Here is a 16230-nt window from a genome sequence, read left to right as displayed (position 1 = left end):
GCAACCGTTCAACCGGAACGTTAGCCAGTTGACAACAGGAAACCCAGCATCACTTTTCTCTGACAGCACTAACCAGAAGCCAGATTGCACTTTAAGCTGCAACCGTGGATGCGATCGCGAGGCTAAAATGAGAGGGCGATCGCTGATGCAGAGGTTATACTAACAGCGATCGCACCGTTAAGCTTCTCTGTTTCTATCCGAGATCGGGCGAGCAAAGATAATGGACTTCGTTGTTGAGTTAACATAAGTTATCGGCGATTCCTTTCAGGATGCGTCCCGCTGCAAAGACAATTAATTGTTAAGCGATCGCTGCATAACAAATCATTGGAGCGGACAATATTGAAGTATTTTTGTGAGGATGTCAGACGTTGGAATGTATTTGTTTCTGTCTGAATATTCAGGGTTTTCCGATTCCGATTCCTGAGCGAGCGAGTCGCAGCCCAAGATAAAATTGAGAGGTGCAGTCGATATGGTAGCAAGATGATGGTAGTTCGACAACCTCGATATAGCAAAGAAGAGTTTGCTCGGCGTGGTGATGAAATCTATGAAACTCAGGTGCGATCGCAGGTTGAGGAAGGGAATCATGGCAAGATTGTGGCGATCGACATCGAAACCGGAGCCTTTGAAGTCGATCAAAGCGAAATTGCTGCTTGCGATCGCCTCGAAGCCCATCACCCCGATGCTCAAATTTGGATTGTTCGCATTGGTTCTCGTCATGTTCGTCGTTTTGGCGGACGCACCCGGAGAACTGCATGATAACTGGGTTCGTTAATATTGAGTTTGAGCCGATTATTCCCCTGCCAATTCGTCGGGCTGATGGCAAAGTTTTTACTCAGGATGCGATCGTTGATACTGGATTCAATGGCTGGCTGTCATTGCCTCCCGATTTGATTGCTGAATTGAATTTGAAATGGAAAAGACGAGGACGGGCAATTCTCGGAGACGGCAGTGAATGTGTTTTCAACGTTTACGAAGCAATTGTAATTTGGGACGACACCTTTCTGACAATCCCAGTAGACGAAGCTAACGCAGAACCGCTCGTCGGGATGTCCCTCATGGAAGGCTATCAGCTAACGATGCAAGTTTTTGAAGGTGGTCTTGTCGAACTTGGCAAAGTCAACACGGTCTAACAATCCCAATGTACACAGACCGTTGAGAATTAATCAGTCGGTGTTCGAGGTTATTAGCAGCAGGTGATTGGGAACGTTATACGTCGTTATACATAATAGTTCGAAAGGATGCAATTGCACAGGTCAAAGTAGTTGCTCACAAGAGGGACTGATAGCGAATTTGACCCTGCATACTGTTCGATACCTTGATCACAAAGTATGGTCATCCCAAGTTTTTGGTCAGTCCATGCTATCGCAAAGAAGAACTGTGTTTTCAGGCTGGGATGATGACATAAAAATTGCATGATTTTTTTAGCGCATTTTCTACAAAGTCAACACCCCATTAACGCACCATCTCAGATTTTCGGTGCATTAAGACTAATGTCTATAACGCACCTTACCAGATTTAAGCCAATGTGGATGAATGAGGTTTTCCAACTTGTGTGTACACAGTAAGTCTTTAGACTGGAGAGTGTCAACCCCACAATCTCCTACCTGCTTTCCCACTTAATCTTTGGTGTGTATCTTCCAATAAAGCGGGAATATCTAAATTTTCTGGACACCGAGGCAAACAGTCACCGCATTCTGTACAACGATCGCCTTTCATACCAGGAAACCAGTGACCAGCATTTTCAAACATTCCATAACGATATTGTCCATAGTCTTTCATGTCGTATGCCACTGCGAGATTACGTAACCGCAATACCTCTGGAATATTGATATTTTCTGGGCAAGGCAAACAAGCATAACATTGGCTACACTTATCAGTTTCTAAAGCAATTTTTTGGTGATTTTCTAATCGCTGGAATGCAGAAATTTCTTCTTGTGAGAGTTGATTATCTCGGTCAGTAACTCGCAAAGGTTCAATTAATTCTTCTGGTTTGGCTGCCCCGATACTCAAAGTATTAATACGGCTGTCATTCAGTAAAAATCGATAATTTAATTCTAAGGGTGAATACGGATAACATAGGTCTTTTAAAGTTTGGGGTGGCGTGTAAAGACGCCCTCCCTTATCAGCAGGGGAAATAATAAAAATGCCCATATCCTTTTCGGCAGCTAGTTGAATCGCTGGGGCGTGCCGTTGGAAAAAATAGTAATAATGCAGATTGACAAATTCAAATACATCTGTATTGATTGCTGCTTGAATTAGCTCTAATGACCCGTGGGTGGAAAAACCAACGTGTCGGACTCGTCCATCAGCGATCGCTTCCTCTACAGCTTGCATACAACCATTTTTGGTTTGCACCCAGTCCAAATGTTGCCAGGTATTCAAGCCATGAATGCCTAAGCAATCAAGATAATCTAGCTGTAATCGTTTTAGGGATTCGTCGATGCACCGACGCATGGTGTCAGCATCTGCCGTGGCTGATATTTTGGTAGTGATGTAAAGCTTCGTTCGGGGTACTGACAACCCAGCTTTTAGCGCCCTACCAAGATACTCCTCACTTTTCCCGTAACCTCTGGCGGTTTCTAGATGATTAATTCCTAGCGCTAAGGCTTGTTCGATGGTTTGCTGAGCATTTTCAAAACAAGCCAAATAGCGCATTGTTCCCAAAGAAAAAACCGAGAGGTGCAGATTCGTTTTCCCAAAGCGTCGGTATTGCATCAATTGAGTCCTGAGTAGTGAGTGCTGAGTGCTGAGTAGAAAGACGATTAATATTGTTTGTACAAAATGAAAGGTGAAAAAGAAAGAATAAAGAACTTATTTTTTAGATTCTCCATTCTTTCTCAGCACTAACCCCACTCAGCACTCAGCACTTTCCTAGCTGTCGCCATTACCAAAGCGCTTGATCAAATCTTCAGGACGGAGATTGGAAATAAATTCACGGAAGGCTTGTTGTTCGGCTTCATCTGCATCGCGATCGACAGGGATAGAAGCATCGGCAATGACTTCTTCCATTACCCAAATTGGGGTATTTGTACGCAGGGCAATGGCGATCGCATCGCTAGGACGGGCGTCAATTTCCTTTTTCACCTCGCCTTGCTGAACAATTAAAGCTGCATAAAATGTATCCTTTTGCAGGGAATGAATAATTACCTTTTCTAGAGTCATGTTCCAAGTTTCTAGAAGATTCACAATCAAGTCATGGGTTAAGGGTCTAGGAGGCTTCTGATTCTCCAGTGCGCCCATAATTGCCCTAGCTTGTTCCTGACCGATATAAATTGGCAAAGCCCGCCGATCTGAAGAATCTTTCAAAAGTACGATCGGGCTGCGGGTTATGGCATCTAATGCTATGCCAGCGACTTTCATTTCAATCATTGGCTAAGCCTCTACAATCCTTTGAGAGCCTTGGACGCTGTGTAACAAATAGTACCCTTTATTGGGCAGTTGGAGGACAGTAATAAACATAAGCATTTGTTCTCTATAATTGCTTCTATTAAACTCCGAACTTGTGGTGAACACCAGAGTAAGTCAAAAGAGTCTGGTTAGACAATAAGCTTCTTACCCAAGTATGCCTTGTGAAGGATGTGAATGTGTTAATATTTCTTATGGAAAAAAAAGTCAGAAAATATACTTAAGATATTCTCAAATTATGTGAGAATTACCAGTTAATTTCCGCCAAAATTAGGCAATAAATAGAGTTAGTTTGGCAAAAAAGCGGTGTTTACAGGATTAATCCAAGCATTAGGAACAATGAAACCCTTAGAGGGTGATTCTTGGCAAATTACTTGTGTTAGCCAGTCTGGTGAAGTAATTATGCAAGATTTGGCTTATGGTGACAGTGTTGCAGTAGATGGCGTTTGTCTGACTGTAGAAAAAGTTTTAAAAGACGGGTTTATTGCCACTGCTTCACCGGAAACTCTACGTCGCACAACTCTCGGAGGCGAGGAAACGCAACAGAGATATGTCAATTTAGAAGCGTCCCTCAGAGTGGGTAGCAAAGTCGGCGGTCATTTTGTCATGGGTCATGTAGACGGTATCGGTCGATTGCTAGTGGCAGAACAAACGGCTAGTTCTTGGGAAATGACCTTTACAGCATCAGAAGCGATCGCCCGGTACATTGTCCCCAAAGGTAGCATTGCCGTTAATGGCATCAGCCTTACAGTAGCCACATATGAACCAGAATTCTCCCAATTTAAGGTCGCGGTAATTCCTCTCACCTACGCCGATACAAATCTTCGCTATTTGCTTCCTGGTAGTTTAGTCAACCTAGAAGGAGATATTCTTGGCAAATACGTGGAAAAATTCGTTTATTCTGGCAAACCACAGACTACAGCCCCTGATAATACCAGTATAGACAACATTACACCCGCATTCTTAGCAGAACACGGGTATTTGTAATTAGGCATTGGGAAAAAGGATGCAGGAGGCAGGAGGCAGGAGGCAGGAGTTCTTTAATTTTGAATTTTGAATTGATTTGTCCCCAATCCCTACTCCCCAGTCCCCAATCCCCACTCTCCAGTCCCCAGTCCCTAGTTAGCTGCCCGTTCTTGGCTTACCTGAGCGGTCTGCAAGCCTCTAACTAACTGGCTGAGGGCGCTTTGTAATTCCACACCTGGATCGGTAGCAACCCAGCCATCTTTTGTCAGGTGACGGATTTCAAAGTGCAGGTGAGGACCTGTAGAAGCACCTGTGCTGCCAACTCGGCCGATCATAGTCCCTGCTTGTACCCACTGACCGGGTTGAACAAAGATTTCTGACATATGACCGTAGAGAGTTTGTTCAGCAGCTTTGTGATTAATGATAACGCTTAGACCATAACCACCGTTCCAGTTTGCAGTTTCCACTTGACCAGCAGCAGCAGCTAAAACTGGTGTTCCCATAGCTGCGCCTAAGTCTGTACCAGCATGAAAGCGTTGAGTACCTGTGATGGGATGAATTCGCCAACCAAACAAAGAGGTAATGGGAGCAGGAATAGATAGTGGATACATCATTCCTGTACCACTAGCATAGGCAACTGTCCCGGTGTAGGGTATTTGTGGCAATACTGACGCCAGTGAGAAGTCATAAGCGACAGTGCTGGGGCGGGGGGCAATGTTGCCATCTGCCATTGGTGGGGGTAAAGTACCACCACTCGGCGCAATGGGAGTTGCACTAACTGTCGTCGGGCTAAACTCGCCGGGACTAGGAATAAACCGATTGGGCCGGAATGCAGTCTTACTAACACCACCAGAACTACTTTGATTACCACGCCATCTGCTGACGTTACCAGTACTTGCAACCTGTTCTACGGATGGAACTACTGGTAACTGTGCGTTTTGACTCCTTCTGAGCCAACTAGGTGCTGATTTGCCATTAGAATCACCTACACGCGCGGTTTGGGATGGTTGAGCGCAAACCCCAACTGATACGCCTTGCCCTGAAGGCAAAGTGGTGCGACAACCACTAGAGCGTTCTGTGAGGATTACGGAATTTGGCGCTTGATAAGTGCCACCTCCGTCGGCATCATAACTGTTGGGGTCAATATAGGCGTTATTATAATCGTTAGTTTTCGCCGCAGTTGCTCTGACAGTGTTGTTCGAGTTATTTGATGGTTGAGCAACTTCTGGGAGTTTTTCAGGTAAAGAACGGGTAGGCGTATTGGGTTTTTCCTCTCTCACCCTTGGAGGAGCAACCTGGGAAGTTTCGACCTTGGGCTTAGACTGTCTGATAATCACAACAGGTTCAGCAGTTTCGATTTTGGGTGTAGACTGCCTAACTGGCTCTTTTGATTGAGCAACTTCTGGCTTGCGTAGTCTTTGTTTAAGTCTGGCTCGTCGTTGAGCAAAGTCTGGCTGTGTTTGAGCAACTTCGGGCGCAACAGTCTGTTTTTTTAAGCCGAGTGGAGTCGAGGTTTTAACTGGATTTGTAACTGCTGTTGGCTGGGAATTTTCAACAGTGGGAACAATATTATCTATTTGTGTTTCCGTTTGGGCAAACACGAAGCCGCCGCTAAGGAGACTAACACTACCTAGCCAACAGAGACTCTGGGCTGGTAGCGACGAGGCTAAACGTTTTTTTGTCAGACCTCGCTGCCATAAGTAGTGCAAACGATGATGGGCAGAATTTTTGCGCTGCGTCATTTGTTCTCTCAGTTGTGTGTAATGAGCCTAAAGAGATGATGCTAGTGGTTTGTCTTGCCCAAAGAGCGAAATTTTGAACAAACCTAAAATTTAAACGGAAGATTTATGGTATCCCAAACTGATTGTACCGGGTTCAATATAAATTTCCGGTGTAATTAGTTCCTTTGTATCATGTGTTTCCAAATCAACTCGTAAATTTCCTTGAGGAGTCACCCCGACTACAGTACCTGAAAGATTGTTGACGTAGACCTTATCACCCATGTTTGTGAGCAAATCTAAATAGCGAGATAAGAGTATACTTATTCCTTCTTGGTGAAGACACTCCATACCGGATTCTATTCCTAGTAATACTGTAGAGGTGAGCATTTCCAGACAAGAAATCGGTCTGTAATGTTGGGAAGCTTGCCAAGATTCCAGATTAATTCCAGTTTCTGGTACTGGGTTTGTCCAGTTAATACCAACACCAATTACTGCTTGCGTAATTTGTCCTTTGTTTACTTTGGTTTCTGTCAAAATGCCGCCTAGCTTGCGACCATTTAAAACTAAATCATTGGGCCATTTTATCCCAACATTCACGTTGTGCTGCCGCAATTGAGACGCAATTCCCCAAGCACTAGCGAAAGTTAGCTGGTAGCTGTCAGTAGCTTCTATTTTGCGATCAAAAGAAATCGCTAGTGAAAGATACAATCCTCCAACAGGAGAAATCCAATGGCGTCCCCATTGTCCGCGTCCAGCAGTCTGTACCGCTGCGATTACTACGGAGCCGGAACTAGCTCCAAGGTTTAGCATATCCCAGAGGGTTTGGTTAGTTGAGGAGACACTTTCAAAAAGGTGCAGAGAAAATGGTAAATATGGATACTTACGCCCTGCTTTCAAAGCTACTTCTAAATTTTGCAGATCAAATTCCACAGCAGTTAACCCAAATCCCGTTGTTCAAGTTAGCATTAATTGGCTGATGAGTGATTTTGTGTTTAGGTTTGGTTAAAGATGCACACTTGGCACTGGCGCAATTGGGAAGGACTGCCCTATCTAACTTGTAGTATTTTGGAAAATTGGCATCACGGTTTCTTTACCCAGCAGTTTTGGCCGCGATCGCCACAAGATATCACTCCAATACTGCAACCAGAGGCATCAGTCTATCGCTTAAAGCAGGTACATGGCAATACTGTTCTCACTCCCGAAGAAGTCGAAAGTTCTTTAAAAGCTCTGGGAGATGATTTAGCATCGGCAGATGGTTTAATTAGCGAACAGCCTCTACAAGCTATCTGGGTCGCTAGTGCAGATTGTACACCCGTGCTGATTGGGGATGTGAAAACCGGACAAGTGGCAGCAATACACGCTGGATGGCGGGGTACTGCCAAGAAGATTGTTCCCCAAGCGATCGCCCGATTACAATCTCAAGGCAGTCAACTGGATGATTTACGTATTGCAATGGGTCCGGCGATCGCTGGTGAGGTTTATCAAGTCTCCATAGAAGTGGCTGCCGAAATTGGGGCTACTATTATACCAGATAATAACGAAGGAAAAATTATAACTGCATTGCATCTTCTACCAAATTCACCTTTGCTAGAAGATGCAAATTCTGGAAAGGTACGGCTGGATGTGCGACGAGTGAATACCTTACAGCTAGAAAGTTTGGGAATAACTGGAGAACAAATTGCGATCGCACCTTATTGTACTTTCCAAACTCCAGAGCATTTCTTTTCTTACCGCCGAGAAAAAGAGAAAAAAGTACAATGGTCAGGGATTGTTAGTCGCAAAACTACTGGTATCTCACAAAAGTTTTGAGCGGTTTGTAGTAAGCACTTTAGGGCTGAAAAAATCAAGCACTTTAGTCCTTACTACAAAGGTTCATCTGCAAATATTTACATTTAATTAGTTGCTAAAAGGTAAAAACCTACAATAGTTTAGGGAATAAATAAAGCTGAATTTACAATATACTTCTCAAATAATTATTTAGATAATTTGTAATTGTTACAGCCGAATTCATCAGTCAAAATTCAGAATTCAGATTTATAATAATCTCTATGCCTAGCTTCGAGACTTAGATAGTGTACTTAACTCAGTTGATATATTCTGTAATTGATTCCTGCTTAAATTTATTCTTTGCTAAAACAAAGGGAATTTACTCGGAGTGTAATACTGACGAATTAGAAATTAGCGATTAAGAATTATCTTGAGATTTTTTCTTGAGAGATTAACGTTGTTTACTACAGATTATTGGGAAATATAGAAATGAAGTCAATTTCATATCCCTAGCTGGCAACTAATGGAACTATGCTTTGTAATATTATTTCCCTCGATAACAAGACTTATCAATCTCTGCAACAAGAATTAATAGAACTGCGTCAGGTAGTTGCCAGTTTAGAAAATACCAAGTCTTCAAATCCAGTAAAATCTAGCCAACAGCAGATGGGTTTGTTTATTGAATATATCCCTGCTGCGATCGCTATACTCGATCGACAAATGCGCTACCTCTTGACTAGTCGCCGTTGGCGAGAAGATTATCATCTGAGCCATCGAGACATCATTGGTCGCTCTCACTCTGAAATCTTCCCAGAAAATTCTCCGTATTGGCAAGAAATTCATCAACGTTGCTTGGCGGGAGCCGTGGATAAATCTGAAGAAGATATCTTTCACCATACAAACGGAACAATCGATTGGGTGAAATGGGAAATAAATCCTTGGTACGAAGAATCCGGCGAAATTGGTGGTATAGTCATTTTCTCTGAAATTATTACCGATCGCAAACAAGTACAAGAAACACTAAAACGGGACTATAAAGAGCTAGAAGCCAAAAGCCAGGAACATACAGAAGCACGATTCCAACGACTAGCGGACAATGTACCAGGAATGATTCATGAATTTTGCCTGTACCCTGATGGTAAAATGTTGTTCCCCTTTGTTTCTTCTGGATGTCGAGAAATTTACGGAGTAGATCCCGAACAAATCAGAAATGATGTGTCTCTAACACTTGCTTGTGTTCATCCTGAGGATATTTCCAGTTTACGCAAAGCATTTATTCGTTCTGCCCGAAGTCTGCAAAACTACGAACATGAGTGGCGGATTGTAACTTCATCTGGCCAGCAGAAATGGCTAAAAGCGATCGCGCGACCAGAACGCCAACCAGGAGGTGAAATTCTCTGGTATGGTTATATGGTCGATATTAGCGAAGAACAAGCTGCATTACGCGATCGCCAACAAGCCGTAGATCAACTACAAGAAAAAGAGCAGTTCTTAAGCAGTATTTATGATGGTGTTGCTCAAGTAATATTCGTGGTTGACATTCTAGAAAACCATGAATTTCGTTATGCTGGCTGGAATACAGCAGCAGAAAAAGCAACGGGAATGACTCGCACAGAGGTCGTTGGTCAAACTCCAGAATATGTGCATGGTATTGTTGAAAGTCAACAAGTACGTGAACGATTTCAAATATGTATAGAAAGTAGTATTAGTCTAAAGTATGAAGAACGCTTGACTTTTCACGGTCAAGAAACTTGGTGGCTAACTACAATTAATCCTTTAAAAAATAGCGAAGGTCAAATTTATAGACTGGTCGGAACAGCGTTAAATATTACAGAGCGTAAACAAGCCGAAGAAGCACTCCAAGCCAGCCAACATTTCATTCAACGCATTGCTGACTCTTCTCCTAATATTCTCTATATCTTCGATTTAGAAGAACAGCGTAATGTTTATGCAAATCAAGAAATTGGCAAAATTCTTGGCTATTCTAATGAACAAATTCAGCAGATGGGAACACAAATTCTTCCTACAATTACTCATCCAGACGATTGGGAAAAAGTCGTAGCTCACCTAAAAAAGTGTAGTACAGCCAATGATGGTGAGATTTTTGAGTTTGAATTTCGGGTGAGACAAGCAAATGGTGAATGGGGCTGGTTATACACTAGAGAAACAATGTTTAGCCGTGGTACTGATGGGAAAATAAAGCAAATTCTCGGTGTTTCAACTGATATTACTGAGCGCAAAAAAACCGAAATACAATTACAACAACAAGCCAAAAATTTGGAAAATACTTTGCGTGAACTGCAACGCACTCAAAGCCAACTTATCCAAAGTGAGAAAATGTCTTCACTAGGTAATATGGTTGCAGGTGTTGCCCATGAAATAAACAATCCAGTCAATTTTATTCACGGTAATCTTATTCCAGCCAGTGAATACACTCAAGACTTGTTGCGTCTAGTAGAACTTTATCAACAACATTTGCCCAATCCCCCAGAAGAAATTCAAGAAAAAATCGCAGATATTGACCTTAATTTTCTCAAACAAGACCTTGGAAAACTCTTCCAGTCTATGTCCGTAGGAACTCAGCGAATTCGGGAAATTGTCCTCTCCCTGCGGAATTTTTCCCGCCTTGATGAAGCTGAATTTAAAGACGTAGATATCCATCAAGGTATCGATAGTACTTTGATGATTCTACATAACCGCTTGAAAGCTAAACCAAATCACCCAGAGATTTCTGTAATTAAAGAATATGGTAAACTTCCTCTCATTGAATGTTATCCGGGTCAATTAAATCAGGTATTTATGAATCTTCTCACTAATGCTATTGATGCCTTGGAAGATTCATTGATAGTAAAGCAAGGACAAATTCGCATTTCCACCGAAGTTTTTAATAGCAAATGGGTAGTCATCAGCATATCAGATAATGGTATAGGGATTCCCCAAGAAATACTGCCAAAACTTTTTGATCCTTTCTTTACTACTAAAGATATTGGTAAAGGTACAGGACTGGGATTATCCATCAGTTACCAGATTGTGGTAGAGAAACATCGGGGAAATTTGTCTTGTAATTCAATACTTGGACAAGGAGCAGAATTCATAATTAAAATTCCCACCAGTCAGTCATAGATTGTCAAGTAATACAGCAGAATTTATAAAGGGAGCCGGAGACGCTCCAGCTATGCCCTACTGTACTAACAGAAGTAAAATGGGCTTTAAGCTTGGCTTTGAGAATGAGATTGTGTAGTCGACCAAATTCAAATCTGCTGTATTTTCTCCTGATAAGATGGATTTGGTATTACTTAGGTTAACTTTAGAGGCAAGTAAGTTATGTTAGTTGAACTCAACCAACTAATTGTACCTGTTGGTAATCAGTTATTGATTAAAGGTATATCCTGGTCAACATACAAAAATATTTTGGCAGAATTGGGTGAAAATCGCAGTTCTCGGATATCTTACAGTCAAGGAAAGCTGGAAATAATGGCTCCATTACCAGAGCATGAGGTAGCTAAAGTTATTATTGGGGACTTACTAAAAGTTCTTTTTGAAGAACTTGATATTGAATTTTGGAGTTTGGGGTCTACAACTTTTGATCGAGAAAAGATGGATGCTGGGGTAGAACCCGATGATTGCTTCTACATCCAAAACGAAACTGCTGTTAGAGGTAAGGACAGAATTGATTTAACAGTCGATCCACCTCCAGATTTAGCAATCGAAATTGATATTACCTCCCGGACTCATTTTAATAATTATCAAGTATTGGAAGTTCCAGAATTATGGCGCTGGAATGGAACTAAACTAGAAATTAATGTTTTGATTAATGGTACATATATAAAATCTTCTACAAGTTCTATTTTTCCAAATTTCTCCATAGCTCAAATTATTCCCGAATATTTAAACCGAAGTAAAGCTGATGGTAGGAATGCAACAATGAAAGCATTTCGTGCTTGGGTGAGAAAGCAAATATGATTTTTTCAGCCAAAGGCAATATTGTGATTTTGGTAATTGCGATCGCTTTTACCCTCTAGTTTTTATAGGATCAAATTTGTGATGGAGTTTTATCATGATACGACCGCGCAAGGTCTTTGCCCAGCATTGGCTTAAAAGTGAAAAAGCTCTGGACTCAATTATTCAAGCAGCAGAGTGTAGAAAAAGCAATGACTTCGGTGAACGCATTCTAGAGATTGGTCCAGGAACGGGTATTTTAACTCGTCGTTTACTACCTTTGGTACAATCTCTCGTCGCAGTTGAAATAGACCGCGACCTATGCGAACTATTGGCAAAGCAACTAGGTAAGAAAGAAAATTTTCTACTACTACAAGGAGATTTTCTGACTCTAGATTTAACATCACACTTAGCAACATTTCCCAATTTTCAAAAGCCGAATAAAGTAGTAGCCAATATTCCTTATAATATTACCGGTCCAATCATCGAGAAACTACTTGGTACGATCGCTAACCCCAACTCAGAACCATTTGACTCGATAGTGCTACTGGTACAAAAAGAAGTAGCAGAAAGATTGTATGCTAAACCAGGGTCAAAGGCCTTTGGGGCATTGAGTGTGCGGGTACAGTATTTAGCTGAGTGTGAATTAATTTCTACAGTTCCAGCCGCTGCATTCCATCCACCGCCAAAAGTCGATTCAGCAGTCGTGCGATTGCGTCCTCAAAAAATAGAAATACCAGCACGCGATCCAAGACAGTTAGAGAGTCTGCTGAAGTTGGGGTTTAGTGCCAAGCGCAAAATGTTACGAAATAACTTGCAATCAGTCGTAGAACGCGATCGCCTGACCCACTTACTGGAACAATTAGAAATAAATCCCCAAGCCAGAGCCGAAGACCTCAGCACTCAGCAATGGGTAACTTTAGCAAATAAATTGGGAGTCGGGAGTACGGAGTAGGGAAAGGCAGCACAAGAAAATTATTAATACCAATGTCCAAAGCCCCATTCCCAATGCCCCTCAGAAGTGCTGAGTGCTGAGTTCCGAGTTCTTTACTCAGAACTCGGAACTCGGAACTCGGAACGGGCTAAACGCCCCGCTGCTAACGGAACTGTTTTGCACAATGCCCAATATCACACTTCCCACTTCCGCAAAAATGCATTCTTACAACCTAATTGCCCCTGCTAAAATCAACTTGTATCTAGAAATCATTGCAGATCGCCCCGATGGCTACCACGAGTTGGCAATGATACTCCAAAGTATTGGACTTGCAGACCAAATTGATGTTCGTTCCATCAGTACTGACACCATTCGCGTTCACTGCAACCACCCACAAGTACCGACAGATAAAAGTAATCTGGCATATAGAGCAGCAGAACTCATGGCCAGCCAATTTCCTGAAGCCTGGGCTAAATATGGAGGTGTAGAGATTAGCATCAATAAGCAAATTCCTGTAGCGGCTGGCTTAGCCGGGGGTTCGACAAATGCCGCAGCTGTATTGGTGGGGATAGATTTACTCTGGAAATTGGGACTAACTCAGTCAGAATTAGCAGAATTGGGAGCTACACTCGGTTCAGATGTGCCATTTTGTGTATCAGGTGGAACAGCGATCGCCACAGGTAGAGGCGAGCAACTTTCTCCCCTGCCCAGTTTGGATAATATATATATAGTATTGGCAAAATATCGCAGCTTAGAAGTTTCCACTGCTTGGGCATACAAAACCTATCGGCAGCAATTTGGTGATTCTTACATCAAAGATACCAACGACTTAGCAGCGCGTGCTAGTGCAGTCCACTCAGGAGCAATAGTAAAAGCGATCGTCGCTCAAGACCCAGGAAAAATTGCTCAAAAACTGCATAATGATTTAGAGCGCATAATATTACCAGCCTATCCCAAAGTATTAGAACTGCGAGAACTATTTGCAAATCAAGAAGGCGTTTTAGGAACAATGATGTCTGGTTCTGGTCCGACAGTATTTGCTCTTTTTGAGTCTGAACAGCAAGCAGAAAAAGTTAAGCTGCATCTCAGGAAAGCAATTTCTGATGAGGATTTAGAATTGTTTGTGACTCGGACAGTCACACATGGTATTGAGGTAGTATCCTCAGTTTAAAAAAGCTTTGTGAGGGATATAAGTGAGACAAAGAGGACAAGAAGATAAACAAAACTCTTAACTCAGCAATCGCCATATCCAATGCCCCATTCCTAACGCCCAAATCTAAAAATTGTATGAGTGACCAAAATTTAACTCCAAAAACAGATGTTCCAGCCAAGGTTACAGCCACTCCGTTAAGGTCTATTACTGGGGCTGTCATTTCCGGAGGAATGGCATTTGCAATGTATTCGCTAATGATTGCGATCGCCACAAATTTTGCGGCTAAACCTATCTATTCAGTTAATCCATTGGTAATAAAAATTGCCTCTGCTGTTCGTACCTTGGTTGTCGGTGTAGTTGCTTTAGGAAGCGGGATATTTGGTATAGTAACAATTGGTTTGTTAGCTCTGGCACTGCAATTATTGCTGCAACAGTTAACTAACCAAAAAAAGAGTGAAGTCCACAAGTAAAACTGACGTTGCTGATTGCAGTATCACTTAACCAAAGAGAGGAATAAAACAATACTTCAATTAATTAAGTAATTATCGAATAGAGTATTTCAGCCTTTCTAGATACTTAGAATAATACATACAATGTTTTTCGATGTAGTCGTCTAACATAATGGCTACATAGAGTGTTCTCACCTTCAACTCTAGTCATATAAATCTTACTTACAATCTGAGATCCAGGGTCAATAAACTGAGGATAAACCTTCCTAAACCAACTCCAGGTTGTCCAAATAAATTAGATTTGGAAGACCAACTTTTAATTTGCTTGCAATATTGACGCGGAGTCGGAGACACTCCGCCTCGGAGAATATCGAAACTTATCCCTCTTTTATCACTTTCCGGAGAGAATAATCTTGAATGCTTACAGCATAAGACTTTTACCAAAAATTTTGATTTCAGGCATTGTGTGAGAAAATAAACGCTCAAATGCCTGTTATATCTAGAGTTGAAAATTTGGCTCTTATTTTTCTTTTCTCAGAGTGATACAAAGAGGGATTACTTCCATATAACCCAAGATTGGCAAGTATCGGAATCAACTGTTCGCCCTACAGCACAACGCAAAAGAAAGTGTGTTGGTTAGTTCTGAGAGATTTCGTTTAGAAACAAAAAAGTCCCTGTTGATACCGTCACAGAAACCAAAAACAGTTGTGGATGTACACCGAGAGTCTCATTAAACGTCCTAAATGCACGCCCAAAAATCAAATAGGAGTCCTATCTATAAACGAAAAGCCACTTGGTTTTTTGCTTCTCTTCTGAATCCTTAAGCGATTAAGCTCAAAGCACTACTAGTCAAACGTTCTGAACCACTATAAAAAAAAGTTAGATTTACCCCTTGACAATCTAGGGGAAGACTAGCTACTCTAGTTAAGTCGGAAGGCAAAAGAGAACGCCAACGACACCTGAACCGTAAAAACACAATACTTTGAAAGCTTAAAAATAACCAATCCTCGTCAGAAGATTTTGTTTTTGGGAAAACCCAAAAAGACAATCGATATTTTAACTGGGATTCCGGGAAATATTTTTTTCGGAGCCACAAACTCGAAACACAACAAAACGGAGAGTTTGATCCTGGCTCAGGATGAACGCTGGCGGTATGCTTAACACATGCAAGTCGAACGGGCTCTTCGGAGCTAGTGGCGGACGGGTGAGTAACGCGTGAGAATCTGGCTTCAGGTCTGGGACAACCACTGGAAACGGTGGCTAATACCGGATGTGCCGAGAGGTGAAAGGCTTGCTGCCTGAAGATGAGCTCGCGTCTGATTAGCTAGTAGGTGTGGTAAGAGCGCACCTAGGCGACGATCAGTAGCTGGTCTGAGAGGATGATCAGCCACACTGGGACTGAGACACGGCCCAGACTCCTACGGGAGGCAGCAGTGGGGAATTTTCCGCAATGGGCGAAAGCCTGACGGAGCAATACCGCGTGAGGGAGGAAGGCTCTTGGGTTGTAAACCTCTTTTCTCAGGGAAGAACACAATGACGGTACCTGAGGAATAAGCATCGGCTAACTCCGTGCCAGCAGCCGCGGTAATACGGAGGATGCAAGCGTTATCCGGAATGATTGGGCGTAAAGCGTCCGCAGGTGGCTGTGTAAGTCTGCTGTTAAAGAGCAAGGCTCAACCTTGTAAAGGCAGTGGAAACTACACGGCTAGAGTGCGTTCGGGGCAGAGGGAATTCCTGGTGTAGCGGTGAAATGCGTAGAGATCAGGAAGAACACCGGTGGCGAAGGCGCTCTGCTAGGCCGCAACTGACACTGAGGGACGAAAGCTAGGGGAGCGAATGGGATTAGATACCCCAGTAGTCCTAGCCGTAAACGATGGATACTAGGCGTGGCTTGTA

The 16230-nt window shown here is 42.5% G+C and carries 14 protein-coding genes, 1 rRNA gene and 1 pseudogene (1 of these 16 cut by a window edge); 10 read left to right on the top strand and 6 right to left on the bottom strand.

All coding sequences use genetic code 11. The features are described from left to right. Positions 1–122: 122 nt before the first annotated feature. Entirely contained in the window at positions 123–245 is a 123-nt protein-coding gene (locus tag ACFG4S_RS16705) for a hypothetical protein (RefSeq protein ID WP_392535840.1), read from the bottom strand. 238 nt (positions 246–483) lie between these two features. Between ACFG4S_RS16705 and ACFG4S_RS16700 the strand changes: the two genes are divergently transcribed. Further along, positions 484–756, top strand: coding sequence for a hypothetical protein (locus tag ACFG4S_RS16700; protein WP_392536002.1), 273 nt, complete (start codon positions 484–486; stop codon positions 754–756). Next, a complete protein-coding gene (locus ACFG4S_RS16695; protein WP_392535839.1) occupies positions 753–1130 on the top strand; it encodes a clan AA aspartic protease in 378 nt (125 codons plus the stop codon). Before ACFG4S_RS16700 ends, ACFG4S_RS16695 begins: the two co-directional genes overlap by 4 nt. 454 nt (positions 1131–1584) lie before the next feature. Here the strand turns inward: ACFG4S_RS16695 and ACFG4S_RS16690 are convergent, their stop codons facing one another. Both ACFG4S_RS16690 and ACFG4S_RS16685 read right to left on the bottom strand, forming a co-directional pair. After that, the gene (locus ACFG4S_RS16690; protein ID WP_392535838.1) at positions 1585–2715 is read right to left on the bottom strand and encodes an aldo/keto reductase; all 1131 of its coding nucleotides are present in this window, start codon (positions 2713–2715) and stop codon (positions 1585–1587) included. A 156-nt stretch (positions 2716–2871) separates the two neighbouring features. Beyond that, complete coding sequence (locus ACFG4S_RS16685; protein WP_012406891.1) at positions 2872–3369, bottom strand: bifunctional nuclease family protein; 498 nt, start codon at positions 3367–3369, stop codon at positions 2872–2874. Positions 3370–3711: 342 nt separating this feature from the next. Here ACFG4S_RS16685 and ACFG4S_RS16680 point away from each other — a divergent pair, with 342 nt between their 5' ends. Further along, positions 3712–4392: a riboflavin synthase gene (locus tag ACFG4S_RS16680; RefSeq protein WP_392535837.1), complete on the top strand. Its 681-nt coding sequence runs from the start codon at positions 3712–3714 to the stop codon at positions 4390–4392. Between the two features lie 131 nt (positions 4393–4523). Here the strand turns inward: ACFG4S_RS16680 and ACFG4S_RS16675 are convergent, their stop codons facing one another. Beyond that, positions 4524–6113, bottom strand: coding sequence for a peptidoglycan DD-metalloendopeptidase family protein (locus ACFG4S_RS16675; protein ID WP_392535836.1), 1590 nt, complete (start codon positions 6111–6113; stop codon positions 4524–4526). A gap of 90 nt (positions 6114–6203) precedes the next feature. Beyond that, positions 6204–7022: a biotin--[acetyl-CoA-carboxylase] ligase gene (locus tag ACFG4S_RS16670; protein ID WP_392535835.1), complete on the bottom strand. Its 819-nt coding sequence runs from the start codon at positions 7020–7022 to the stop codon at positions 6204–6206. Between the two features lie 78 nt (positions 7023–7100). Between ACFG4S_RS16670 and pgeF the strand changes: the two genes are divergently transcribed. From pgeF to ACFG4S_RS16640, 6 genes are all read left to right on the top strand, one after another. Further along, a complete protein-coding gene (pgeF, locus tag ACFG4S_RS16665; RefSeq protein ID WP_392535834.1) occupies positions 7101–7901 on the top strand; it encodes a peptidoglycan editing factor PgeF in 801 nt (266 codons plus the stop codon). Positions 7902–8390: 489 nt separating this feature from the next. Then, the gene (locus ACFG4S_RS16660; protein WP_392535833.1) at positions 8391–10982 is read left to right on the top strand and encodes a PAS domain S-box protein; all 2592 of its coding nucleotides are present in this window, start codon (positions 8391–8393) and stop codon (positions 10980–10982) included. A gap of 201 nt (positions 10983–11183) precedes the next feature. Continuing rightward, positions 11184–11822: a Uma2 family endonuclease gene (locus ACFG4S_RS16655; protein ID WP_392535832.1), complete on the top strand. Its 639-nt coding sequence runs from the start codon at positions 11184–11186 to the stop codon at positions 11820–11822. 94 nt (positions 11823–11916) lie between these two features. Beyond that, positions 11917–12753, top strand: coding sequence for a 16S rRNA (adenine(1518)-N(6)/adenine(1519)-N(6))-dimethyltransferase RsmA (gene rsmA, locus ACFG4S_RS16650; RefSeq protein WP_392535831.1), 837 nt, complete (start codon positions 11917–11919; stop codon positions 12751–12753). Between the two features lie 196 nt (positions 12754–12949). Continuing rightward, positions 12950–13903: a 4-(cytidine 5'-diphospho)-2-C-methyl-D-erythritol kinase gene (gene ispE, locus ACFG4S_RS16645; RefSeq protein WP_392536001.1), complete on the top strand. Its 954-nt coding sequence runs from the start codon at positions 12950–12952 to the stop codon at positions 13901–13903. Between the two features lie 116 nt (positions 13904–14019). Further along, a complete protein-coding gene (locus ACFG4S_RS16640) occupies positions 14020–14355 on the top strand; it encodes a DUF3082 domain-containing protein (protein WP_392535830.1) in 336 nt (111 codons plus the stop codon). Positions 14356–14427: 72 nt separating this feature from the next. Here the strand turns inward: ACFG4S_RS16640 and ACFG4S_RS16635 are convergent. Then, positions 14428–14623, bottom strand: a pseudogene (locus ACFG4S_RS16635) (IS1 family transposase); the annotation flags it as partial. An 821-nt stretch (positions 14624–15444) separates the two neighbouring features. On the opposite strand from ACFG4S_RS16635, the gene ACFG4S_RS16630 reads away from it, so the two are divergent. Further along, positions 15445–16230, top strand: a 16S ribosomal RNA gene (locus ACFG4S_RS16630) (it continues 704 nt past the right edge of the window).

This window comes from Nostoc sp. C117 (assembly GCF_043099735.1).
Lineage (GTDB): Bacteria > Cyanobacteriota > Cyanobacteriia > Cyanobacteriales > Nostocaceae > Nostoc.
Note: the sequence above shows the minus strand (reverse complement) of the source record. Positions and strands in the feature narration are given on the sequence as shown.

Bases quoted from the DNA above. Each gene is read 5' to 3' on its own strand.
- ispE (WP_392536001.1), top strand. From the start codon at position 12,950: ATGCATTCTTACAACCTAATTGCCCCTGCTAAAATCAACTTGTATCTA.
- ACFG4S_RS16655 (WP_392535832.1), top strand. From the start codon at position 11,184: ATGTTAGTTGAACTCAACCAACTAATTGTACCTGTTGGTAATCAGTTA.
- ACFG4S_RS16695 (WP_392535839.1), top strand. From the start codon at position 753: ATGATAACTGGGTTCGTTAATATTGAGTTTGAGCCGATTATTCCCCTG.
- ACFG4S_RS16640 (WP_392535830.1), top strand. From the start codon at position 14,020: ATGAGTGACCAAAATTTAACTCCAAAAACAGATGTTCCAGCCAAGGTT.
- ACFG4S_RS16705 (WP_392535840.1), bottom strand. From the start codon at position 245: ATGTTAACTCAACAACGAAGTCCATTATCTTTGCTCGCCCGATCTCGG.
- ACFG4S_RS16700 (WP_392536002.1), top strand. From the start codon at position 484: ATGGTAGTTCGACAACCTCGATATAGCAAAGAAGAGTTTGCTCGGCGT.
- ACFG4S_RS16660 (WP_392535833.1), top strand. From the start codon at position 8,391: ATGCTTTGTAATATTATTTCCCTCGATAACAAGACTTATCAATCTCTG.
- pgeF (WP_392535834.1), top strand. From the start codon at position 7,101: ATGCACACTTGGCACTGGCGCAATTGGGAAGGACTGCCCTATCTAACT.
- ACFG4S_RS16675 (WP_392535836.1), bottom strand. From the start codon at position 6,113: ATGACGCAGCGCAAAAATTCTGCCCATCATCGTTTGCACTACTTATGG.
- ACFG4S_RS16690 (WP_392535838.1), bottom strand. From the start codon at position 2,715: ATGCAATACCGACGCTTTGGGAAAACGAATCTGCACCTCTCGGTTTTT.
- ACFG4S_RS16685 (WP_012406891.1), bottom strand. From the start codon at position 3,369: ATGATTGAAATGAAAGTCGCTGGCATAGCATTAGATGCCATAACCCGC.
- rsmA (WP_392535831.1), top strand. From the start codon at position 11,917: ATGATACGACCGCGCAAGGTCTTTGCCCAGCATTGGCTTAAAAGTGAA.